Origin of the sequence: Sandaracinus amylolyticus (assembly GCF_000737325.1) — a bacterium.
GTDB classification, from domain to species: Bacteria; Myxococcota_A; Polyangia; order Polyangiales; family Sandaracinaceae; genus Sandaracinus; species Sandaracinus amylolyticus.
Window position 1 is genome coordinate 3365792 of the sequence record NZ_CP011125.1, and the last position, 21891, is coordinate 3387682.

Consider the following 21891-nt stretch of genomic DNA (forward strand, 5'->3'; position numbering starts at 1 on the left):
CGCGAAGCGCGAGGGACTCCGGTCAGAAGCCCACGTCGCGGAGCCGCCAGAAGAACTGGCCGCCGTCGACGTCCACGCGCACCCCCGGGCAGCCCATCGTGTCGATGCCCGAGAGCTGCGTGACGCGCGCGCGCACGCCGACGTAGCGCTCCATCTCGACCGCCCAGTTCGTGTCGCCGTTCCACGGCGAGTGACGACCGAGCACGATCACCGCGCCCGGCACGATCGGGCCGTACGACGTGCTCGCGTCGGTCATCCCACACCAGCGCGGCAGCGCGGCGCCGACGCCCATCGGCATGCTCGTCCCCGCGAGCTGCATGTCGCGCACGCGCCAGTAGTGCTGCCCGCCGTCGACGTCGACGCGCACGACCGGACAGCCCACTCCGTCGACACCCTCGAGCGACGTGACGCGCGCCATGCGCCCGACCCACGCGTTCATCTCGGCCGCCCAGTTCGCATCACCGCGCCAGGGCGCGTGCATGCCGAGCATCACCATCGTGCCCGGGCCGATCGGTCCGTACTGGGCCGCGCTCATGTCGCAGCCGCGCGGGATGTCCATCGCGAAGCCGCCCGCGATCTGGGCATCGCGGATCCGCCAGAAGTATTGGCCGCCGTCCGCGTCGACGCGCACGCCGGGACAGCCCGCGGTGTCGACGCCCGCGAGCTGCGTGACGCGCGCGGTGCGCCCGACGAAGCCGTTCATCTCGGGCGTCCAGTTCGCATCACCCGCCCACGGCGTGTGCATCGCGAGCACGACGACCGAGCCCACGGTGAGCGGACCGTACGTCTCGTAGCCCGCGCTCATCCCGCAGTGCCGCGGGATGATGCCGCCGTACTGCGCGCTCGCGCGCTCGGGTGTGATCGCGAGCATCGCGACCGCCGCCGCGATCGCCAGCACCGTCGTCCTCATGCGCCCGTCCCCTCCGCACGCTCAGCGGACTACGCCGCGAACGTGCGCGTCAAGACGCGCGGGCGCGCGAGAAGGTTCAGCTCACTCCGCGGCGACGGGCTGCGAGAGCCACTCGCGGTAGCCGACGCGCGGCGCCTGGCTCTGCTGCTCGAGCGGCGTGTGACGGAGCAGCGCGCAGAACGCACGCGCCGCGGCGACGACACCCGGCGCGGTCTCCGGGAGCACCGAGAGCTCGATCCCGAGATCGTGCGCTTCGCCGCGGAACTGGATCGCGACGAGCTGATCCGGACGGCGCAGCACCTCCGCGATCTCCGCGAGCCGCTCCGGCGGCGAGGCCGTCGCGAGCACGGCGCCGCCGCTCATCCGCGCCTCGAGCGTCGCGAGCAGCGCGCGACGCGTGCGCGGATCCGAGGGCGTCGCGTCGATCACGAGATCGACGTCGGCGACGCGCGAGAGATCGTGCGTCACCTCGACGTGCGACTCGATGCGCGCGCGCTGCGCGATCGTGATCTCGGCGCGCTCGACCGCGATCCCGAGCCGGCGCGTCACGCGCGTCCGGATCGCCGCGAGATCGCCGCGCGACGCGCGCAGCAGACGAACGGGCATGCCTTCGACGGCGCACGCGAGCGCGATGCGGCAACCGACTGGGCCCGAGCCAACGACGCTCACGGTGCTGAAGGACATGCCGCTCTGTTCTTTCTATCGAGTGCGTCGCGATCGCCCGGAGCAGTTTACACGTTCACACCGGGATCTAGACGCTGGTGGCGTGACGTCAACGCGACGTTCTACGTCGTGCTCGTCGGGTCCTGCTCCTCGAGCCCTGTAAACGCGATGTCAATCACGGTCCCCGACCGGGGTTGGCTTGCGCGTCGGTCCACGCCTCCGTACAGTCGCGCTCCGTGTTTGCAGCGCCGTGTCTCCTGGCGTTCCAGGAGAAACGGCCGGACGAGGCACCTCCCCGACCCGCCTCGTCGACTCCACGGCACTGACCTACAGCACGGCGACGTCGGCCGCTCCTCGCGGGCGTTCGACGGAGACATCCAGCGCTCGTTCCCGGGACGCCCGGCCCGGAACGACACCAGCTCGAACGAGACGAGGGTCCGCGACCGGACCTCTCGCGGAGGACCACGACCGATGAGCACCCGACGCACCAAGTACATCTTCGTGACGGGCGGCGTCGTCAGCTCCATCGGCAAGGGGCTCGCGGCGGCGTCGATCGGCGCGCTGCTCGAGGCGCGCGGCCTGAAGGTCACGAACGTCAAGCTCGACCCCTATATCAACGTCGACCCCGGCACGATGTCGCCGTACCAGCACGGCGAGGTCTTCGTGACCGACGACGGCGCCGAGGCGGATCTCGATCTCGGTCACTACGAGCGCTTCACGTCGACGCGCATGACGCGCGCGAACAACTTCACGACCGGGCGCATCTACGACGCGGTCATCTCGAAGGAGCGGCGCGGCGAGTACCTCGGCGCGACGATCCAGGTGATCCCGCACATCACCGACGAGATCAAAGCGCGCGTGATCGACGTCGCCTCGCGCGCCGACGTGGCGATCGTCGAGGTCGGCGGCACGGTCGGCGACATCGAGTCGCTGCCGTTCCTCGAGGCGGTGCGCCAGCTGCGCCACGAGGCGGGCCCGCAGAACGCGATCTCGGTGCACGTCACGCTCGTGCCGAACATCGCGGCGGCGGGCGAGCTCAAGACGAAGCCCACGCAGCACTCGGTGAAGGAGCTGCTCGGCCTCGGCATCCAGCCCGAGATCCTGATCTGCCGCACCGAGAAGCAGCTCTCGCGGTCGATCAAGGAGAAGATCGCGCACTTCTGCAACGTGCCGGTCGGCGCCGTGATCTCGGCGCCCGACGTGAGCGTGATCTACGAGCTGCCGATCGCGCTCCACGCGGAGAAGATCGACGAGCAGATCACGGAGCGGCTGAACATCTGGTCGCGTCCGCCGGATCTCGGTGCGTGGCACCGCACCGTCGAGATCATGAAGAACCCGCCGCGCGGGATCGCGACGATCGCGCTCGTCGGCAAGTACGTGCACCTGCGCGACTCGTACAAGTCGCTGCACGAAGCGCTCTCGCACGGCGGCCTCGCGAACGAGTGCAAGATCGAGGTGAAGTACCTCGACAGCGAGACGATCGACGCGTCGAACGTCGAGCGCGAGCTCGCGGGCGTCGACGGCGTGCTGGTGCCCGGCGGCTTCGGCGGGCGCGGCGCGGAGGGGAAGATCCAGGCGATCCGCCACGCGCGCGAGAACGGCATCCCGTTCTTCGGCATCTGCCTCGGCATGCAGATGGCGGTCGTGGAATTCGCGCGTCACGTGTGCGGTGTCGCGGGCGCGAACTCGACCGAGTTCGATCCGAACGCGGGCGATCCGGTGATCGACCTCATGCCCGATCAGCGCGGCGTGAAGGCGAAGGGCGGCACGATGCGCCTCGGCGCGTACCGCTGCGCGCTCGTGCCGGGCAGCCTCGCGGCCGAGATGTACGGCTCGAGCGAGGTGAGCGAGCGCCACCGCCACCGCTACGAGTTCAACAACGCGTACAAGGAGCGGCTCGAGCAGTCCGGCATGGTGATGTCGGGGCTCTCGCCGGAGCTCGGGCTCGTCGAGATGATCGAGCTGCCGAAGCACGTGCACTTCGTGGGATGCCAGTTCCACCCCGAGTTCAAGAGCCGCCCGCACGCGGCGCACCCGCTCTTCACGCGCTTCGTCCGCGCGTCGCTCTCGCGCCGTGACGCGCGCTCGCGCACCGAGACGCGCACCGACGTCAGCGAGAGCGCGACCAGCAAGCTCGTGCACTGAGCTCGCGGGAGGGGTCTTGGAAGACCCCTCCCCCCGACCGGCAAAGCCCGATCGGGGCCCCCTCCCCAAACGCTGCGCGCGGGGCCCCAGCCCCGCTTGCTCTCGATCGGCGGCCTGATCGCAGACCGGTCTCGCGCGGTGCGGCGGTGTCGAGACGAGCGGTCTCGCGCGGTGCGGCGGTGTCGCGACGAGCGGTCTCGCGCGGTGCGGCGGTGTCGAGACGAGCGGTCTCGCGCGGTGCGGCGGTGTCGAGACGAGCGATCTCGCGCGGTGCGGCGGTGTCGAGACGAGCGGTCTCGCCGCGCGGTGGTGTCGAGACGAGCGGTCTCGCCGCGCGGCGGTGTCGAGACGCGCGGTCTTGCGCGGCGCGGTGGTGTCGAGACGCGCGGTCTCGCGCGGCGCGGCGGTGTCGAGACGAGCGGCTTTGCGCGGCGTAGGCGATCTCGAGACCACGCGCGTCGCGGTGACGCGGGATGCGATCGCCCGCGGAGCTCTCGTGCTAGAGCGTGGTCACTCGTTCGAAGGGAGGGTTCGAACATGCCGTCGAAGATGGTGCTCACGCACGAGAACGCCGCGCGCAGCGTCGCCGAGGCGATCACGACCTACGCCGATCGGATCCAGGCGGCGCTCGAGCCACGCATGCGTCCGTTGCTCCAGCGCGGCGAGGCGATGCCCGACATCGCCCTCGCGCTGAAGCTGCTCGGGCGCCTCGTCGTCGCCGACGCGGCCGTGCTGACCGAGAAGGACGACGCGAACGAGGCGGAGCTCGCCGACGACGTGCCGCTGCGTGCTGCGCGCGACGAGGCGGTCGCGGAGCTGTACCCGACGCTCGTCGATCTCCGCGACACGCTGCTGCCGGTGTACGGCGCAGCGGGGCTCGCCGCGCTGAAGCTCTCCGAGCCCGCCACGAAGGATCCGAAGCCGCTGGCGCGCCTCGCGAGCGCCGTCGCCGACGCGCTGCGCAGCGGCGTGAAGCTGAAGGTGCGGCGCGAGGGTGTGAAGATCGATCGAGAGCTCTTCGCGGATCGGATCGAGCCGCTCGCGCGCGCGCTCGCGGAGGCGGTCGCCGGGCTCGAGCGCGAGGGCAAGGAGAACCAGGAGGCGCTCCTCGAGAAGAACGCGGCGTTCGAGCGCGCCGAGGAGAGCATCGCCGCAGCGTCCTCGATCACGATCGCGCTGCTCGAGCTCGCGCGCCTGGGGACGCTGGCGGACCACGTGCTGCCCATGCTCCGGCGCCGCGGCACGGCGAGCAATCCGGACGCGCCCGAGAGCTGAGTCGTTCCGCGGAATCGCGCTTTTTGCCGCAGCATTGCGTGTTCGGCGGGAACATCGCGCTCCGCGGCGCCGGAGGGCGATTTCCTGGCGGAAGTCGCGTCTCCGCGCCGCGGGCGTCGCGTCCGCACGCGGCGCCGCGTTCCGTGGCGCCGGAGGCCGTGCGCGGCGCGCGGAATCGCGTCTCGGCGCGCAAGCAGGCGAAACTGTGCGTGCTCCCGGACGGCAGCACGTCGACGCTCGAGAGCATGCTCGACGGCGCGAGGCCCGACGCGCCGATGGATCGCGAGGACGCGTGCGCGCCGACGACGCTCTACGAGGACGCCGACGGGGATGGGTTCGGCGACGCGGGCTCGACGGCGATCGCGGGTGCGCCGGCGGCGATCGACTTCGACTACGACTGCGACGGGACGGAGGCTGCGGAGATCGATCGTACGGCGGGAAACGTCGAGGCGTGCTGGGGTGACCCGAGCACGTGCGCGATCGGATTCCCCGGCCGATGGCGCGGCGAGGTCGCGCCTGCCTGCGGTGCCGACGGCGAAGTTGCGAGGTGCGTGGTCGCCGAGTGCGACGCGGAGTGGGTGCCCACACGCCAACGCTGCCGCTGACTCGTCGCAGCGACCGCGGCGAACCGCTCGATCGCGACAGCGAAGTCAGACCTCGCCAGCGTGAACCAAGGGTTTTCGCTGGTGGCCCGCTCCGTGCTGTTGCGCGCCCTGCATCGTTGACAGCCGCGATACGTTCGAGTCCGATTTCGATGACGACGACTTTCTGCTCGGAGGCTCGGATGGTGCTTGAACGCAAATGGCAGCGCGGTTTGCTCGCGCTGGTCGTGGCAGTGACGCTCGTCGCGTGCGGCGGCGATGATGACGATCGCCCGGGCCTGATGGACTCGGGCGTCGACTCCGGGACGGGCGGAGGCACCGACGGCGGTGGCGGTGGCGGCACCGACGCAGGCGATGGGGGCGGCGGCGGAGGTCGCGTCTGCTCGATCGCGGGAGGCGCGTGCGACGTGATCCTCCAGAACTGCCCGCAGGCCACGCAGGGCTGCTACATCGCGATCATCGAGGAAGGCGGCGAGCCCACGACGTTCTGCTCCGAGGCGGGCACGGCGGACGAGGGCGAGGCGTGCGATCCGGCGGAGGTGACCGGGTGTCTCCCGGGCTTCGGCTGCAGCGACGACCGCGTGTGCCGCCGCTACTGCTGCGAGGGACGCGCGAGCGACTGCGCCGCCGGGAGCGGGCAGCTGTGCACGCAGTACGGCAACGCGATGCCGCTGGGCATCTGCGAGCTGCCCTCCGGCTGCGGTGTCGTGCCGCAGAGCGGGTGCGAAGCGGGTGAGGGCTGCGTGTTCATCAGCATGGACGGCTCCACCGATTGTCGGACGGCGGGCAGCGTCGCGCCGGGCGGCGCGTGCGGCGCGGGCAACCTCTGTCAGGCCGGCAGCGCGTGCGTGACCCCGCCTGGCGGGACTGCGATCTGCGCGCCGATCTGCAGGATGGACGAGGACGGCGACTGCGCGGACGGCATGGTGTGCGGCGGGGTCGACACGTTCCCCGAGACGCACGGTGTGTGCGTCCCCATGCCGTCGGGCTCCTGATCGCGAAAGGCTGATCGTATTCGCCGCTCGGTCGCAATCCTGCCCCTTCTGATGCTCGCGCTGGGCGCGTGCGGGGAGGCGCCGCACGACGAGCGCGATGCGGGCACGCTGCGGGACGCCGCCCTCGCGGAGGGCGGCGTCAATCCGAGCGACGCCGCCGCGATCGATGCGGGGACGATCACGAGCGACGCGAGCAGCGGCGGCGATGCGGGCGGGGGCGCGTGTGGATCGTCGGTGTGCGATCCGCGCGCGCCGAGCTCGTGCGGAGATGGCGACGCCGGGGTGTGCGCGCTGGTCGATCGCGTCGCGGAGTGCGTGCAGGGCGTCGGTGATCGCCGTGAGGCCGAGACCTGCGCGAGCGACGACGAGTGCGCGCCCGCGCTCGCGTGCTTCGGCGTGGGCGCGTCGGGCGAAGGCGTGTGCGCGCGGATCTGTTGTCCCGCGGATCGCGGCGTGTGCGGCGACGAGCGCGAGGTCGACTGTCGCGCCGACGCGGTGCTCGTGACCGGGGTGCCGACGCAGTGGGGACGCTGCGGTCCGCCCCGCGCGTGCGACGTGCTCGCGCCGGAGCGCGACTGCGCGCCGGGCGAGGGCTGCTACATCGAGACCGATCCCGCGCGCACGGTGTGCCGCTGGGCGGGCGAGGGTGGCGTGGGCGCGCCGTGTGTCGAGGCGCGCGACTGCGGGCCGGGGTTCTTCTGCGGTGGCGTGCCGTCGCGCACGTGCGTGCGCGTGTGCCGCATCGACGACGCGTCGAGCTGTCCGCTCGAAGAAGGGCGCTGCGTGGCGCAGGCGTACTCGCCGCCGGGCTCGGGCGTGTGCGTCGCGAGCGCCTCGCGGATGTAGGGCTCCGCTCGGCGCGCGATTGACCGGTCGCGCCGGTTTTTCTACAAGGTTCGAGTGCAGATCGTCGCCTGCCGGAACCATCCCGCGCGCGAGGCGATCGGCGTCTGCGTGAAGTGCCGCGCGCGCGTCTGCGCGGAGTGCAGCACGAAGATCGAAGGCGTGAACCACTGCGTCGAGTGCCTCGCGACGCTCGCGGGGAACGCGACGGATGCGACGCAGCGCGCGGCGTCCAGCGCGTGGCGCGGACGCGTCGCGGCGGGCGTCGTGCTCGGTGGCGCGACGCTGATGTGGTGGGCGCTCGTCGAGATCGCGCTGCCGCGCTGAGCGCCGATGGACGCGTCGCATCGCGAGACGATCGGGCGCCGGGACCTCTCGCCCGCCGGCGCGATCGATCGGCTCGATCGCGCGTTCGCGCTCGCGCGTGCCGGCGGTGTCGTGCTCGCGGCGCGCGCGTGGGGCGCGGGCGCGCTCGTCGCCGTGGCGGTGATCGCGTCGTGGTACCTCGAGGCGATCGAAGGGGTGCGCGCGCTGCGTCCGCTGCTCGTGCTCGCGGCGGCGCTGGCGTGGTGGGCGCGCGCAGTCTCGCTGGGTCGCGTCGCGCGGGCGCACGTCGTGCGGCTGTGGGCGGACGCGCCGATCCCTGCCGACGCGGGACGCGCGCGTGACGTGGCGCGCACCGCGGGATGGGCGGCGATCGGGCTGTGGGCGGGCGGCTGGGCGCTCGCGATCGGAGCGCTCGCGGGGCCGCTCGGTGTGGTGCTGGTTCTGCCGCTCTTCGCGGTGCGCGGCGCGATCGCACCGTCGTGGCTCGCGCGCAGCGCATGCGCTGCTGAGGCAGGCGTCGCGGCGCTGCGCCGCGCGATCGGCGACTCGAGCGGGCAGCGCTTCGTGGGGATGATCGCGGAGCTGCTCGTGCTGGTCGGCGCGCTCGGGCTGTACGTGAATGCGCTCGCGACGATCGCGGTGGGGATGTTGCTCGCGCGATCGTTCTTCGGGCTCGACGTCGCGACGCTCGATGCGTTCCTGTCGGTGCGCAACACGTTCGTGCTCGTGGTGGTCGCGATGATCGTGCTCGTCGCGATCGAGCCGCTGCGGGCGGCGCTCTCCGCGCTCACGTGGGTCGAGGCGCGCGTGCGCGAGGAAGGGCTGGATCTGCGCATCGCGATCGACGACGCGATCGCGCGATCGCGCCCGCGGCGTGCCGGTGCGCGCATCGCCGCGGGGATCGCGATCACGGTCGCGCTCGCGGCGGGCCGCGTCGACGCGCAGGCGCTGCCGCCGCCTCCACCGCTGCCGCCGGGGTTCGGGCAGAGCGCTGCGCCGAGCGAGCCCGAGCCCGAGGTGGTCGCCGAGGACAGCGAAGAGGACGCACGGGCGCGCGAAGACGCCGCGGCGATCCTCGCGCGCCCCGAGTTCCAGGACCACGGCGACGCGCGCGGGCGCGGCGTGCGCGAGCTGATCGAGCGCTTGCTCGAGTGGCTCTTCCGCCATCGCGATCCGATCGAGGCGCCGATCACACCGCGCGCGCCGGAGATCCCGCTCCCGGGGCCGCTCGTGTTCCTCGCGATGGCGATCGTCGTGGCGCTGCTCGTCGCGATCCTGCTGCACGTCACGCGACCGCTGCGTCGCGGCGCGCGCGTGGTCGAGGCGCCGCAGCTCACGCCCGACGCGGTCGCCGACCCGCGAGAGCGTGCGCCCGACGAGTGGGTCGACGACGCGGCTCGGCTCGCGGCCGAAGGACGACATCGCGAGGCGCTGCGCGCGCTCTACCTCGCGACGCTGGTCGCGCTCGATCGGCGACGCCTGATCCGCTTCGAGAAGACGCTCACGAACGGGCAGTACCTCCGGCAGATGCCGGACGGCGAGGCGCGCGTCGACTTCCGCGACTTCACGCGTCGGTTCGACCGCACGTGGTACGGGCGCGAGCCCGCGAGCGAGCACGACTATCGTGCGTGTCGCGACCTCGCGGAGCGCATCGTCGCGCATGCGCGCGGAGGGCACGCGTGAGGGTGGTGCTGCGTCGCGTCGCGGTCGCGCTCGCGATCGTGATCGCTCTCGGCGCGAGCGGGCTCGTCTGCGCGCGCGTGGCGGACCGAGGGCGCTGGGCGCTCTCGTACTCGACGCACGGCGCGGGGCCCGAGGGCGCGCGTGGTCTCTATCTCTTCGCGCACGAGCGCGGTGTGCCGGTGCGTCGTTGGTCGGAAGATCTCGGGGCGCTCCCGGACGGCGGGATGCTCGTCGCGCTCGGTGGGTGCGATCACTTCGGCGCTCGATCGCTGTCGCGTCCGGAGCGCGAGCGGCTGGTGCGCTGGGTCGACGCCGGTGGGACGCTGGTCGTCGCGGGTGCGGACGAGTACCTGCCGCGCGAGCTCGGCGTCGCGCTGAGCGGGCCCGCCGGTGAGGCGTGCTTCGGGCGCACTGGCGCGTTCGGGATGATCGTGCGCGCGTGGGAGCGCGCCGAGGAAGACGACGGCGAGGAGGTGCGCGACGTCACCGGGCGCATCGCGCGCGATCCGACGCGCGCGGCGGACGAGCTCGCGCCCGAGGACGCAGCGCCGCCGATCACCTGGGCGCACGCGGTCGGAGGCTCGCTGCGCGGGATGGCGCCCGTCGGGCTGCGTCGCGCCGCGTCCGTGCACGTCGACGATCCTGCGAGCGCGACGATCCTGCTGCGCGTCGAGGAGCGCACCGCAGGCGTGTCCGTCGCGCGCGGGCGCGGCACGGTGATCGCGCTCGCGTCGGCGAGCGCGCTGCAGAACCGCGATCTCGCGAGCGCGGGAGGTGCCGCGCTGTTCGCGCGGCTGCTCGCGTCGCACGAGGGTCCCGTCTACTTCGACGAGTACCACCTCGGCATCGGCGCGCCGCGCTCGTTCATGCGCTGGGTCGCGGAGATCGGGTTGCTCCCGGTCGCGCTGCAGCTGCTGGTCGTGCTGCTGTTCTTCCTGTGGCGCGCGGGAGCGCGCTTCGGAGACACGCAGCGCGACGTGGAGCGCGCGCCGGCGACCACCGCGAGCTTCGTGGGCGCGGTCGGCAATCTGTTCGCGAAGTCGGAGGACGCAGCGGGCGCGCTCGTGCTGATCACGCGCCACGCGCTCTCGCGGATCGCGGCGCACCATCGGCTCGACGGCATCCCGCACGAGCGTCTCGCGGACGAGCTCGCGCGCAGGAAGCGTCACGACGCGGCGGACGCGGTGCGTCGGATCACCTCGGCGCGAGAAGGAACGATCGATCTCACGCGGCGGACGCGCGAGATCGACGCGGAGGTCGCGCGCGCGACGCGCGATCGGGTGTAGAGGACGGAGCGCATGGATCACGTCGAGGAGCTCGCGAGCCTGAAGCGCGACGTCGCGCGCGAGGTGCGCAAGGTGGTCGTGGGGCAGGACGAGGCGATCGAGGGGATGCTCGTCGCGCTGCTCGCGCAGGGGCACGTGCTGCTCGAGGGCGTGCCCGGCACGGCGAAGACGCTGATGGTGCGCGCGCTCGCCGCGACGATGGGTCTCGCGTTCGGGCGAATCCAGTTCACGCCCGATCTGATGCCGAGCGACATCCTCGGCACGAACGTGTTCGACTTCGAGCGCGGGCGCTTCCAGCTCACGAAGGGGCCGATCTTCACGGAGCTGCTGCTCGCAGACGAGATCAACCGCGCGCCCGCGAAGACACAGAGCGCGCTGCTCGAGGCGATGCAGGAGCGACAGGTCTCGCTCGACGGTCAGCGCCACGCGCTCGGCGCGGACTTCACGGTGTTCGCGACGCAGAACCCGGTCGAGCAGGAGGGCACGTACCCGCTGCCCGAGGCGCAGCTCGATCGCTTCTTGCTCAAGATCGTCGTCGGGTACCCGAGCGTCGAGGACGAGGATCGGATCCTCGCGCACGCGAGCGTCGGCGTCGGCTCGGTCGACGTCGCCGCGGCGGGCATCGATCGCGTCGCGACGCGCGAGCGGATCGCCGCGGTGCGCGAGCTCGGCCATCAGGTGCTGATCGAGGATCGCGTGCGGGGCTACGTGCGCGAGCTCGTGCGCGCGACGCGCCACACGCCGGCGATCCTGCTCGGCGCCGGACCGCGCGCGGGCGTGCACCTGCTCGTCGCGTCGCGCTGGTACGCCGCGCTCGAAGGGCGTCGGTTCGTGACGCCCGACGACGTGCGGCGCGCGCTGCGTCCGGTGATCGGACACCGCCTCGTGCTCGCGCCCGAGGTCGAGCTCGACGGCCTCTCGGCGAGCGAGGTGATCGAACGCGTCGCCGCGACGGTCGAGGTGCCGCGTTGAGCGACGACGAGCGCGCGACGACGACGCGATGGGCGCCCGGCGCGCGGCTCGCGCCCGCAGCGCTCGCGGGCATCCCGCTCGCGCTCGGCGGTGGCACGCTCGGCTTCGTCGGCTCCCTCGCGTTCGACGCTGCGCTCGTGATCGGTGCCGCGATCGACGCACGCCGGCTCGCAGCGCGCGCGCCGCACGCCGAGCGACACCACGACGCGCGGCTCGTGCTCGGTGCGCGCAACCGCGTCGTGATCCGCCTCCACAACGCGAGCGAGCACGCGATCCGCGTGACCGTGCGCGACGATCTGCCGGAGGGCTGGCACGCGGACCCCGACGAGCTCGTCGCGGAGATCCCTGCGCATGCGCGGCGCGAGCTCGCGTACGACGTCGTGCCGCCCGCGCGCGGCGTCGCGCGCTTCGGCGACCTGCACGTGCGCATCGAGGGCGGGCTCGGCCTCGGCGCCGCCATCGCGAGCATCGCCGCGAGCGAGGAGACGCGCGTCTATCCGAACGTGCTCGGCACGCGACGCCGCGAGCTCGCGATGCGCCTCTCGCGCGTCGCCGCGCCGGGGATGCGCAGCGTGCGCGTGCTCGGCGGCGGCGGTGAATTCGAGCAGCTGCGCGAGTACGTGCACGGCGATCCGTTCCGCGACCTCGACTGGAAGTCGACGGCGAAGCGACATCGCCCGATCACCCGCGTGCTGCAGCAGGAGCGCAGCCAGCAAGTGCTCCTCGCGATCGACGCGGGGCGCATGATGGCGAGCCGCGCGGGCGACGGGGCCACGAAGCTCGATCACGCGATCCACGCGGCGCTGCTGCTCGCGTACGTCGCGCTGCGACAGGGTGATCGCGTCGGGCTCGTCGTGTTCTCCGATGACGTGCGCGCGTTCGTCCCGCCGGGGCGTGGCGCTGCGCAATACCGCCGCTTGCTCGAGGCGGTGTTCGCGGTGCAGGCCGAGCTCACGCACGTCGACGTGCGTCGTCTCGTCGACTTCGTGCGCGCGCGCGTGCCGAAGCGCGCGCTCGTCGTGGTGTTCAGCGACCTGCTCGACGAATCGCACGCCATGCCGCTCGCGACGCACGCAGCGGTGCTCCGCCGCAAGCACCTGCCGATCTGCGTGACGATGCGCGATCCCGTCGCCGAGGAGCTCGCGTCCGCGCCCGCGGCGCGCGAGCACGACGCGTACGTGCGCGCCGCCGCGGCCGATCTCGTCGCGGAGCGCGCCGCCGTGAAGGCCCACCTGAGGCGCGCCGGGATCGGCGTCGTCGAGGCGCCGCCGGGAGAGCTCGCGGTCGCGGCGGTCGGACGCTACCTCGAGCTCAAGTCGCGCAGCGCGCTCTGACGCTCGCGCGCGATGCGGCGCTCGTGCATGTTCGTCGCATGGCACGCACACCGCTCCAGGCAGACGAGATCACGAGCGCGCTCCGGGACCTCCCCGGCTGGGCGCACGAAGGCGACGCGCTGCGCAAGACGTTCCGGTTCCAGAATCATCGCGAGGCGATGAGCTTCCTCGTGCGCCTCTCGTACGAGGCCGAGCAGCGCGATCACCACGCCGAGATCCACAACGTCTACGCGACGGTCGAGCTCGTGCTGCGCACGCACGACGCGGGCAACCGCGTGACGCGCGCGGACGTCGAGCTCGCGCGCGCGATCGAGTCCTTCTCCTGGGTGTGATCCGCGTGGGCGCGGCGGGGCGCGCTGCACCACCGCTGTTCGCGGCTTTTTCCGCGTGATCGCGGCGCCCATCGTCGTGCTCATGGGGGCCGAGATCATCCGGATCGAGCGAGCACGGGACCCTCTCGCCCAGGGCCTGCACCCCGCCGCGTTCGGGATGGAAGAACGACGGCGTTGTCCGCTCTGCGACGGCGACCGTCGCATGACACTCTGGGCCGGTCGTTTCGGCGACCCCGAGGTCCGCGCGTTCATTGCCGCGCATCACTACGCGGGCGATCCGCTCGCGGTGCTCGCGGACGAGCGCTTCGAGCTCGTGCGCTGTCACGCGTGCGCGCTGCGCTATCACGCGCGCGTGCTCGACGCGAACGGCCTCGCGCTCCTCTACGGGAGCTGGATCGACGCGATGCAGATCGAGCGGTTCGAGGCGGAGCACGTCCCCGCCGATCGACGCGAGCCGTTCGCCGTCGGGCGCCACGTCGTGAAGGACCTGCTGAGCATGCACGCGCTCGCGGGCGCGCCGAGCGAGATGCGGCTGCTCGACTTCGGCTGCGGCGACGGGCGCGCGCTGCGCATCGCGTCGGCGCTCGGGCTGCGCGCGGTCGGGGTCGATCCCAGCGTGACCCGCAGCGAGCGCGCGAGCGACGGCGGCGGCGCGGTGCACCCGACGCTCGAGGACGCGCTCGCCGACATCGGCGGGCGCGTCGACGCGATCCTGATGAGCGAGGTGCTCGAGCACCTCGTCGAGCCGCGCCGCGTGTTGTCTTCGCTGGTCGCCGCGATGCGGCCGGGCGGCGTGATCCTCATCGAGACGCCGGACACGCGCGGCATCGACGGTCCGCCGCGCACGTTCGAGCACATGCGCTGGGTGCACCCGCTCGAGCACGTGAACGGGTTCACCCCGGAGACGCTCGAGCGCATGGCGCGCGCGGTCGGGCTCGAGCCCGCGCCGATCATGCGCGCGCACGCGACCACACGGCTGCGCGACGTGGTGCGCACCGAGGTCGGCCGCTTGCTCGCGCGACCGAGCACGAGCCGCATCTTCGTGAAGCCCTGATCGCTCAGCGTTTCGCGCGTCGTCGCGCGCCCGGACGGCGCACCACGCGATCGCATCCGCACGCGATCGCGTGTCGCTCGAGCGCAGCGTCGAGCGCGTCCTCGTCGAGCGCGACGCCCTCCTCGCGCCACAGGCGCTCGATCACGAGCGTGGTCCCGTCGACGCGCCCTTCGAGGCGTCCGACGAAGCGCCCGCGGTGCAGCAGCGGCACGACGTACCACCCGAAGCGCCGCTCCTCCGCGGGCTTGTAGACCTCCCACACGTAGTCGAACCCGAACGCGTGCCGCACCAGGTCGCGATCCCACAGCACGGGATCGAGCGGCCCGAGGATGCGCATGCGATCGTCGGGCGCGATCACGCGTCGCTCCTGGAACCCGCGCGGCGCGAGGTACGTGCGTCGCGCGCCCTCGACGGCGACCTCTTCGATCGCGCCCTCGTCGATCAGCTGCTCGATCGTTCCGTCGGTGCGCGCGTCGCGCAGCATCGACCACGTCGCGCCGCCGGCACGCGAGAGCAGGCCCGCGGCCTCGACGCGCTCGCGCAGCGCCCAGGCGGCGAAGCCGTGCCCCGCGACGTCGACGTCGTGCTGATCGGGCAGCGCGCGCCGCGGCACGTCCCAGAGCTTCGCGCGCGTCGTCCGCCCCGCGACGACGATCTCGCAGCGCGTCCAGAGCACCTCGATCGCCATCGATGCCGCGCGTCCGGTGCCCTTCCAGCCGCTCCAGTCGATCGGCTCGACGCGCCCGCGATCCTCGAGCTCGCCCGCCGTGATCGGACCGCGCGCGGCGATCTCCTCGCGCACCGCGTCGAGCACGCCGTCCGGCAGCCGGCGCAGCCGATCCCCGAGCCGCCACCACGGCGTCTCCGCGGCTTGATCGCGGTAGTGCGGGAACGCGCGCGCGGGCAGCAGGCAGCGCTCCTTCGCGAAGTGCTCGAACGCGTGGCCGGGCAGGGTGTGCGCGTACAGGTCGCCCTTCGCGATCCCGTCGATGCGCGCGAGCGCGACCAGGTCCGCGTTGGTGCCCATCGGGTCGAGCGGATCGAGCTGCACGCAGCGCAGCGCATCGAGCATCGCGCGCACGCCGCGTCCACCGCGCTCGCGGCGCGGCCGCGCGAGCCCGAGCTGCGAGACGAGGTACGCGCGCGCTTCGTCGCGAGAGAGCGTGGTCGTCGGCATCGACGCGGTGGAGTCTAGCGTCACCGGCGCTGGGGACCGCAGGCCGGATCGATGGGCCGCTTCGGACTGCGCAGCGGCGTTCGCAGGCACCCTGCATCGCTCACATCACGCGCGCGTGACCGCTTCCGCGCGAGGCACTCGTCTTGCGAAGCTGGGGCGTGATGTCTCGCCGTGGCTCTTTCGTTCTCTTCGCCTGCTTCCTCTCGCTCGCCGGATGCGAGTGCGGCGACACGCCGATCGGCGCGTGTGACTCCACGAACGACTGTCGCGCCGGCCAGCGCTGCGTCGACGGAACGTGCACCACGACGGGCGTGCTCGACGCGTCGCGCGACGACGGCGCCATCGGATCGTGCTCGCCCGCGTGCGACGACGGCGAGCTCTGCGTCGCGAGCGTCTGCGCGCCCGACCTCGGGCCCTGCGCGTCGTCCGGCGAGTGCAGCGGCGACAGCTACTGCGAGCCCACGCACATGCGCTGCGTGCCGTACGGCGTGCCGGCGGGCTACGTCGCGGACTCGACGTGCTCGCGCCTCGTCGCCGCGGGCACCTTCGCGCCGTCGGTGCAGTGCGAGTTCACCGCCGCGCCGGCGGGCGATCCGTTCCCCGCGCACCTGCACGTGCTCTCGACGCCGATGGTCGTCGACTTCGCGATCGGTCGCGGGCCCGACGAGCCGCACCGCCCGTCGATCGTCGCGGTGTTCGACGACGGAGTCGACGGCTCGTCCGAGGTCGCGACGGGCGTGATCCGCATCCTCGACGGCGAGACGTGCACGCAGATCGCGGAGCTCGGATCGCTGCAGATGGTCGCGCACAGCGCGCCGGTCGCGGTGGGCGATCTCGACGGCGACGGTCGCGCCGAGATCGTGGCGTACAAGGCCGAGCCGCCGACCGACGGCGAGACGCCCGCGACGCGCGGCGGGCTCGTCGCGTTCACGTACGACGAGGACACGAGCGCGTGGCGCGTCCTGTGGCGGTCGACGCGCGCCGACGGCAGCCCCTACGAGCCGGTCGGCGGCGGATGGGCCGGCCCGTCGATCTACGATCTCGACGACGACGGACGCCCCGAGGTGCTGCGCGGCGCCATCGTGCTCGACGCGAACGGCATGCTGATCGACGAGAGCAGCGCGGCGCTCCTCAACTACGGCTCGGGCACGTTCGCGGTCGTCGCGAACGTCGACGCCGACGCGGACGTCGAGCTCGTCGGCGGGCACGGCGTGTGGGCGTGGGATCGCACGTCGCGCACGTGGGTCGCAGAGACGTGGGCGACGGGAGGTCAGCCTCACGGCCACGTCGCGATCGCGGACTTCGGCGCGTTCCCCGGCACCGCGTCGTGGCCCGCCGAGGCGCCCGAGGTCGCGGTGATCACGGCCGGCAACGCGCGCATCCAGACGCTCGACGGAACGATCGTGCTGCCTCCGATCGCGCTCCCGGGCGGCGGCAGCGGTGGCCCTCCGACGATCGCCGACTTCGACGGCGACGGTCTCCCCGAGTTCGCGAGCGCGGGCGGCAGCGCGTACTCGGTGTTCGATCCCGACTGCACGGCCGCGCCGCGACCCGGCGGCGAGTGCACGTCGGCGAGCACGACCGGCGTGCTCTGGACGCAGCCCTCGCAGGATCAGTCGAGCAACGTCACCGGCTCGAGCGTGTTCGACTTCGAAGGTGACGGGCGCGCGGAGGTCGTCTACGGCGACGAGTGCTTCGTCCGCGTGTACGACGGCGAGAGCGGCGCGGTGCTCTTCAGCCAGTCGCGCTCGTCGTGCACCTGGTACGAGAACCCGGTGATCGCGGACGTCGACGGTGACTTCAACGCCGAGATCGTCATGGGCGACAACTTCAACTGCGGCTCCGCGGAGCTCGGCCGCGACTGCAGCGCGTTCGGCCTCGGCCCGCGTAACACCGATCCGCTCTTCGCGGGGCTGCGCTGCGCGGACGGAGCGGACTGCGTCTCGGGCGTGTGCGACGCGGGCTTCTGTCGCTGCACCACCGATGATCAGTGCTGCGTCGGTGCCGGCTGCGCCGCCGCCGCGTTCGTGTGCGAGGTGCCTCCCGCGGGCACCCCGGGCACCGGCAACACCTGTCGCGCGTCGCGCCCGATCGGCACGCGCGGCATCCGCGTGTTCCGCGACGGCGGCGATCGCTGGGTGCGCTCGCGCATGATCTGGAACCAGCACGCCTACCACGTCACGAACGTGGGCGACGACGGAACGATCCCGCGCACGTCCGACGTGCGCCTCAACTGGCGCGAGGAAGAGCTCAACAACTTCCGCGCGAACGTGCAGGGCGACGCGATCCCGGGCGCCGCGCCCGATCTCACCTCGCGCGGCGACACGCGCCTCTGCGACGCGACGGGCGGCACCGCGACGCTGCGCGCGACGCTCTGCAACCGCGGCGCATCGCCGATCGGCGCGGGCGTGAGCGCGACGTTCTACGCGGGCGATCCCGCGGCCGGCGGCACCGCGATCTGCAGCGCGATCACGACCGGTGATCTGCGCCCCGGCGCGTGCGAGCCGCTCTCGTGCGTGTGGGCCTCGCCGCCGACCACCGCGACCGACGTGTGGATCGTCGCCGACCCCGCCGGTGAGGCGGGCGAGTGCCGCGAGGGCAACAACGTGAGCATCGTCCGAGACGTGCGGTGCGACGGCGTCATGTGATCTAACCTCCGCCGCAGATGCGACCGCAGTCCTTCGCTTCGATCCTCGCGCTCACGCTCCTCACGCTGACCTCGACCGCGCACGCGCAAGCCGTGCTCGGCGAGCCATCGGCGTACCGCTTCTACCAGAGCCCCGGGCCCGACACGTTCCTCGGCGTCGACTCGCTCGCGATCGGGCGCGAGTGGGAGCCCAGCATCGGCCTGCTCGCGGACTACGGCCACCGCCCCTTCGCGCTCGACGACTACGACTGCCTCACCGGCACGTCCGCCGCGTGCACCGGCCGCGAGCTCGACGTCGTCGGGGGCACGTTCGTGCTCCAGCTCACCGCCGCGATCGCGTTCGCGGATCGCGTGCAGATCGGCGTCAACGTCCCGTTCATCGCCTACACGTTCGGCGACGGGCACCAGTGGACCGAGGGCGGCGCGCCGCGTCGCATCCTCTCGGGCAGCGCGACGACGCTCGGCGATCCGCGCATCCACGCGAAGGTGAAGATCTTCGACGAGCAGCTCGGCGCCGGCGCGCACCTCGGGCTCGGCGTCGTCGGCTACGTCACGTTCCCGGTCGCGCAGGCGATCGCGCCCGGACGTTACGTCGGCGAGCCGAGCGTCGCGGGCGGCGGCCACGTCGTGCTCGGCTTCGGCATCGAGCGACTGCGCGTGGCGCTCAACGTCGGCGCGCAGATCCGCGAGGACGCGCAGATCCTCGAGAGCCGTCGCGTGTCGGAGTTCGCGTGGGGCGCGGCCGCCGCGTACGACTTCGACGAGGTCTGGGGCGCGCTCGTCGAGATCCAGATGCAGACCACGTTCGGTCTCGTCTTCGACGACGAAGCGCCCACCGAGGTGCGCGCCGCGGGCTACGCGCGCGTCGGTGATCTCACGTTCACGCTCGGCGCGGGCGTCGGCGTCATGTACGCGATCGGCGTTCCGGTCGTGCGCGTCCTCGGCGGCGTGCAGTGGGAGCCGCGCCCGCGCGGCGATGCCGATCAGGACGGGCTCGCCGACGATCGCGACTCCTGTCCGAGCGACGCGGAGGATCGCGACGGCCGCGCCGACGAGGACGGCTGCCCCGATCTCGACGACGATCGCGACGGCATCCCCGACGAGCAGGATCGCTGCGCGACGGAGGCCGAGGATCGCGACGACCACGAGGACGACGACGGCTGCCCCGACGGCGACGACGACGGCGACGGCATCGCCGACGGATACGACTCGTGCCCCGGCGTCGCGGAGGATCGCGACGGCGATCGCGACAACGACGGATGCCCCGAGGACGATCGCGATCGCGACCGCATCGACGACGCGCGCGACCCGTGCCCCGATGCCGCGGAGGACACCGACGGTCTCGCCGACGAGGACGGATGTCCCGAGACCGACTTCGACGACGACCGCGTGCCCGACGAGTCCGATCAGTGCCCGGAGCAAGCCGAGGATCGCGACGGCTTCGAGGACTCCGACGGATGTCCCGAGGAGGGCGCACCGCCGCGCCGCGGGCGCGCCCGTTGACACGCACGCCCTCGTGATGCGGTGAGCGCGCGCAGCCGCGCGCTGGACGCACCGCGTGATCCGTGGTTTCACTGGCGCCGCCTACCTGGAGGACGAATCGCGATGGCAGCCTTGGCCGAGGTCCTGACGAGCGACGCGAAGAAGGCGCAGGTGGTCGACGACTGCCTCGTGCTCATCGACCAGGAGGTCGAGGACAAGGGCGGCATCTCGGGCATGGCCATCAAGGCCGGCTACGCCGCGGTGAAGAGCATCCGCCCGGGGTTCGTGAAGCAGGTCGTCACCGATCTGCTGCCCGAGTTCGCGAAGGCGCTCGACCCCGTCTACCAAGAGGCGAAGTCGCAGTCCCGCGGCGTGAGCGATCACTTCACGTCGAACGCGGGGCGCGTCGCCGACGGGCTGCTCGCGATCACCGACGACAAGGCCAAGCGCACCAAGAGCGGCGTCGTGAAGGCGACCTACGAGCGCCTGCGCGGCACCGCGAAGAAGAACGTCGAGTCGGCGGTCCCGCGCCTCGGCAAGCTGATCGAGAAGCACGCGGGCTGATCGGATACTCTCCGCGCCCATGAGCACCGACACCGGCTCCGCGGCGATCGTCCCGTCGAACCCGACCACAGGCGCGATCGAGCCGCGCAAGCGCTACTCGTGGATCGAGATCCTCCGCGAGATCGGCCAGGGCGAGCGCGAGACGCTGATGATGCGCGGCACTGCGCCGCGCTTCGAGGATCTCGTCGGCTGGGAGTTCGCGGGCGCGAACGCGCTCGGGCTCACGAAGCTCATCGGCATCCGGAAGTTCACGAAGGGCTTCTACGAAGGTCCGCCGCGCAGCGACGGGCCTTCGCCGTTCGTGCAGGGCTACAACATCGTCGTGCGTCAGAACGGCGACGAGGCGCCGCACGAGTACGTGCCGAGCGACGCCGCGCCGAAGCGCCACGGCTTCTATCGCGTGCACGCGGTCGATCCGCAGGCGCGCGACAGCCGCTATCCGAACGCGCTGCTGCTCGACTACGGGCTCGGGGGCAACGGTATCTTCGGGCCGCCGCTGCGCGACTACATCGTGCAGGTGTATCCGGACGATCCCGATCTGCTGCTCGGCAAGGCGTATCTCGCGCTCGGTCCGGTGCGGATCCCGGTGAGCTTCTTCGTGCTGAAGCGCCTGAAGAAGCACGACTTCAAGGGTTGAGATGAGCAAGTCGATCGCGAAGGGGAAGGTGGCGTTCGTCTTCCCGGGACAGGGCTCGCAGAAGGTCGGCATGGGCCGCGAGGCGTTCGACGCGTCGGACGCGTCGCGCGCGGTGTTCGAGGCGGCCGATCGCGCGCTGGGCGAAGCGCTCTCGAAGCTCTGTTTCGAGGGGCCCGACGAGCAGCTGCGCCTCACGCGCAACACGCAGCCCGCGGTGCTGACGAGCTCGGTCGCGCTGCTGCGCGCGCTCCTGTCGGAGAGCGGTGCCGAGACGCCCGACGTCGTCGCGGGGCACTCGCTCGGCGAGTACAGCGCGCACGTCGCCGCGGGCACGATGGCGTTCGAGGACGCAGTGCGCCTCGTGCGCATCCGCGGCGAGCTCATGCAGGAAGCGGTGCCGGTCGGGCAGGGCGCGATGGCGGCGGTGCTCAAGATGGAGCGCGCGCCGCTCGAGGAGATCTGCCGCTCGATCGACGGGATCGTGCAGCCGGTGAACTACAACTCGCCGGGGCAGATCGTCATCGCGGGCGAGACGCGCGCGGTCGAGCTCGCGGGCGAGAAGTGCAAAGCCGCGGGCGGCCGCATGATGCCGCTCCCGGTGAGCGCGCCGTTCCACTCGTCGCTGATGAAGCCCGCCGAAGAGAAGCTCGCGCCGCACCTCGCTGCGATCGCGTTCGTCGATCCGCGCGTGCCGGTTTACGTGAACGTCGACGCGGCGCCGGTGACGAAGGGCGACGTCGCGCGCGACGCGCTGGTGCGCCAGGTCTCGCGCCCGGTGCGCTGGGACGAGTCGGTGCTCCGCATGGTCGAGGACGGCGTGACGCTCTTCGTCGAGATCGGCGTCGGCAGCGCGCTCTCGGGCATGATCAAGCGCACGACCGATCGCGCGGTGTCGGTGAGCGTGCAGACGCCGAGCGACTTCGTCGCGGCGCGCGAGGCGATCGCCTCGGCGCGCGCCTGAGC

20 protein-coding genes are annotated in these 21891 nt (G+C 72.4%); 17 read left to right on the top strand and 3 right to left on the bottom strand.

The genetic code is table 11. The features are described 5' to 3' along the window. Window positions 1–22 precede the first annotated feature (22 nt). Window positions 23–910: a hypothetical protein gene (locus DB32_RS14160; protein ID WP_053232987.1), complete on the bottom strand. Its 888-nt coding sequence runs from the start codon at window positions 908–910 to the stop codon at window positions 23–25. 81 nt (window positions 911–991) lie between these two features. Continuing rightward, the gene (locus DB32_RS14165; protein ID WP_053232988.1) at window positions 992–1594 is read right to left on the bottom strand and encodes a 3-hydroxyacyl-CoA dehydrogenase NAD-binding domain-containing protein; all 603 of its coding nucleotides are present in this window, start codon (window positions 1592–1594) and stop codon (window positions 992–994) included. Between the two features lie 450 nt (window positions 1595–2044). Between DB32_RS14165 and DB32_RS14170 the strand changes: the two genes are divergently transcribed. From DB32_RS14170 to DB32_RS14225, 12 genes are all read left to right on the top strand, one after another. Next, window positions 2045–3718, top strand: a complete 1674-nt coding sequence (locus DB32_RS14170) for a CTP synthase (protein ID WP_053232989.1) — start codon at window positions 2045–2047, stop codon at window positions 3716–3718. A gap of 537 nt (window positions 3719–4255) precedes the next feature. Then, window positions 4256–4993, top strand: a complete 738-nt coding sequence (locus DB32_RS14175) for a hypothetical protein (protein ID WP_053232990.1) — start codon at window positions 4256–4258, stop codon at window positions 4991–4993. Between the two features lie 245 nt (window positions 4994–5238). Continuing rightward, window positions 5239–5598, top strand: coding sequence for a hypothetical protein (locus DB32_RS14180; protein ID WP_157069036.1), 360 nt, complete (start codon window positions 5239–5241; stop codon window positions 5596–5598). A gap of 182 nt (window positions 5599–5780) precedes the next feature. Beyond that, complete coding sequence (locus DB32_RS14185) at window positions 5781–6590, top strand: hypothetical protein (RefSeq protein WP_157069037.1); 810 nt, start codon at window positions 5781–5783, stop codon at window positions 6588–6590. 51 nt (window positions 6591–6641) lie between these two features. Beyond that, the gene (locus DB32_RS14190) at window positions 6642–7436 is read left to right on the top strand and encodes a hypothetical protein (protein ID WP_053232993.1); all 795 of its coding nucleotides are present in this window, start codon (window positions 6642–6644) and stop codon (window positions 7434–7436) included. A gap of 54 nt (window positions 7437–7490) precedes the next feature. Next, window positions 7491–7760 (top strand): hypothetical protein, encoded by a 270-nt coding sequence (locus tag DB32_RS14195; protein WP_053232994.1) that lies wholly within the window; start codon window positions 7491–7493, stop codon window positions 7758–7760. A 6-nt stretch (window positions 7761–7766) separates the two neighbouring features. Continuing rightward, a complete protein-coding gene (locus tag DB32_RS14200; RefSeq protein ID WP_053232995.1) occupies window positions 7767–9443 on the top strand; it encodes a DUF4129 domain-containing protein in 1677 nt (558 codons plus the stop codon). Next, window positions 9440–10729, top strand: a complete 1290-nt coding sequence (locus tag DB32_RS14205; RefSeq protein ID WP_157069038.1) for a DUF4350 domain-containing protein — start codon at window positions 9440–9442, stop codon at window positions 10727–10729. Before DB32_RS14200 ends, DB32_RS14205 begins: the two co-directional genes overlap by 4 nt. Before the next feature lie 12 nt (window positions 10730–10741). Beyond that, complete coding sequence (locus tag DB32_RS14210; RefSeq protein WP_053232997.1) at window positions 10742–11701, top strand: AAA family ATPase; 960 nt, start codon at window positions 10742–10744, stop codon at window positions 11699–11701. After that, the gene (locus DB32_RS14215) at window positions 11698–13035 is read left to right on the top strand and encodes a DUF58 domain-containing protein (RefSeq protein WP_053232998.1); all 1338 of its coding nucleotides are present in this window, start codon (window positions 11698–11700) and stop codon (window positions 13033–13035) included. Before DB32_RS14210 ends, DB32_RS14215 begins: the two co-directional genes overlap by 4 nt. A 38-nt stretch (window positions 13036–13073) precedes the next feature. Then, on the top strand, window positions 13074–13367 hold the full coding sequence (locus DB32_RS14220) for a 4a-hydroxytetrahydrobiopterin dehydratase (RefSeq protein WP_053232999.1): 294 nt from the start codon (window positions 13074–13076) through the stop codon (window positions 13365–13367). A gap of 202 nt (window positions 13368–13569) precedes the next feature. Further along, complete coding sequence (locus DB32_RS14225) at window positions 13570–14421, top strand: class I SAM-dependent methyltransferase (RefSeq protein WP_169791448.1); 852 nt, start codon at window positions 13570–13572, stop codon at window positions 14419–14421. 4 nt (window positions 14422–14425) lie between these two features. Here the strand turns inward: DB32_RS14225 and DB32_RS14230 are convergent, their stop codons facing one another. Further along, a complete protein-coding gene (locus DB32_RS14230; protein WP_053238813.1) occupies window positions 14426–15598 on the bottom strand; it encodes a winged helix-turn-helix domain-containing protein in 1173 nt (390 codons plus the stop codon). Window positions 15599–15759: 161 nt separating this feature from the next. On the opposite strand from DB32_RS14230, the gene DB32_RS14235 reads away from it, so the two are divergent. From DB32_RS14235 to fabD, 5 genes are all read left to right on the top strand, one after another. Beyond that, on the top strand, window positions 15760–18246 hold the full coding sequence (locus tag DB32_RS14235; protein WP_053233001.1) for a hypothetical protein: 2487 nt from the start codon (window positions 15760–15762) through the stop codon (window positions 18244–18246). Window positions 18247–18263: 17 nt separating this feature from the next. After that, window positions 18264–19748 carry a hypothetical protein gene (locus DB32_RS14240; RefSeq protein WP_053233002.1) on the top strand — a complete coding sequence of 495 codons (1485 nt, stop codon included), beginning with the start codon at window positions 18264–18266 and terminating at the stop codon, window positions 19746–19748. Window positions 19749–19850: 102 nt separating this feature from the next. Next, a complete protein-coding gene (locus DB32_RS14245) occupies window positions 19851–20291 on the top strand; it encodes a DUF6918 family protein (RefSeq protein WP_053233003.1) in 441 nt (146 codons plus the stop codon). A 19-nt stretch (window positions 20292–20310) separates the two neighbouring features. Next, entirely contained in the window at window positions 20311–20928 is a 618-nt protein-coding gene (locus DB32_RS14250; protein WP_053233004.1) for a hypothetical protein, read from the top strand. A 1-nt stretch (window position 20929) separates the two neighbouring features. Further along, window positions 20930–21889: an ACP S-malonyltransferase gene (fabD, locus tag DB32_RS14255; RefSeq protein ID WP_053233005.1), complete on the top strand. Its 960-nt coding sequence runs from the start codon at window positions 20930–20932 to the stop codon at window positions 21887–21889. The last annotated feature ends 2 nt before the right edge of the window (window positions 21890–21891 follow it).

Excerpts from the sequence above, each read along its gene's own strand:
- DB32_RS14160 (WP_053232987.1), bottom strand. The coding sequence starts at position 910 with ATGAGGACGACGGTGCTGGCGATCGCGGCGGCGGTCGCGATGCTCGCG.
- DB32_RS14165 (WP_053232988.1), bottom strand. The coding sequence starts at position 1,594 with ATGTCCTTCAGCACCGTGAGCGTCGTTGGCTCGGGCCCAGTCGGTTGC.
- DB32_RS14170 (WP_053232989.1), top strand. The coding sequence starts at position 2,045 with ATGAGCACCCGACGCACCAAGTACATCTTCGTGACGGGCGGCGTCGTC.
- DB32_RS14175 (WP_053232990.1), top strand. The coding sequence starts at position 4,256 with ATGCCGTCGAAGATGGTGCTCACGCACGAGAACGCCGCGCGCAGCGTC.
- DB32_RS14180 (WP_157069036.1), top strand. The coding sequence starts at position 5,239 with ATGCTCGACGGCGCGAGGCCCGACGCGCCGATGGATCGCGAGGACGCG.
- DB32_RS14190 (WP_053232993.1), top strand. The coding sequence starts at position 6,642 with ATGCTCGCGCTGGGCGCGTGCGGGGAGGCGCCGCACGACGAGCGCGAT.
- DB32_RS14200 (WP_053232995.1), top strand. The coding sequence starts at position 7,767 with ATGGACGCGTCGCATCGCGAGACGATCGGGCGCCGGGACCTCTCGCCC.
- DB32_RS14210 (WP_053232997.1), top strand. The coding sequence starts at position 10,742 with ATGGATCACGTCGAGGAGCTCGCGAGCCTGAAGCGCGACGTCGCGCGC.
- DB32_RS14220 (WP_053232999.1), top strand. The coding sequence starts at position 13,074 with ATGGCACGCACACCGCTCCAGGCAGACGAGATCACGAGCGCGCTCCGG.
- DB32_RS14225 (WP_169791448.1), top strand. The coding sequence starts at position 13,570 with ATGACACTCTGGGCCGGTCGTTTCGGCGACCCCGAGGTCCGCGCGTTC.
- DB32_RS14230 (WP_053238813.1), bottom strand. The coding sequence starts at position 15,598 with ATGCCGACGACCACGCTCTCTCGCGACGAAGCGCGCGCGTACCTCGTC.
- DB32_RS14235 (WP_053233001.1), top strand. The coding sequence starts at position 15,760 with ATGTCTCGCCGTGGCTCTTTCGTTCTCTTCGCCTGCTTCCTCTCGCTC.
- DB32_RS14240 (WP_053233002.1), top strand. The coding sequence starts at position 18,264 with ATGCGACCGCAGTCCTTCGCTTCGATCCTCGCGCTCACGCTCCTCACG.
- DB32_RS14245 (WP_053233003.1), top strand. The coding sequence starts at position 19,851 with ATGGCAGCCTTGGCCGAGGTCCTGACGAGCGACGCGAAGAAGGCGCAG.
- DB32_RS14250 (WP_053233004.1), top strand. The coding sequence starts at position 20,311 with ATGAGCACCGACACCGGCTCCGCGGCGATCGTCCCGTCGAACCCGACC.
- fabD (WP_053233005.1), top strand. The coding sequence starts at position 20,930 with ATGAGCAAGTCGATCGCGAAGGGGAAGGTGGCGTTCGTCTTCCCGGGA.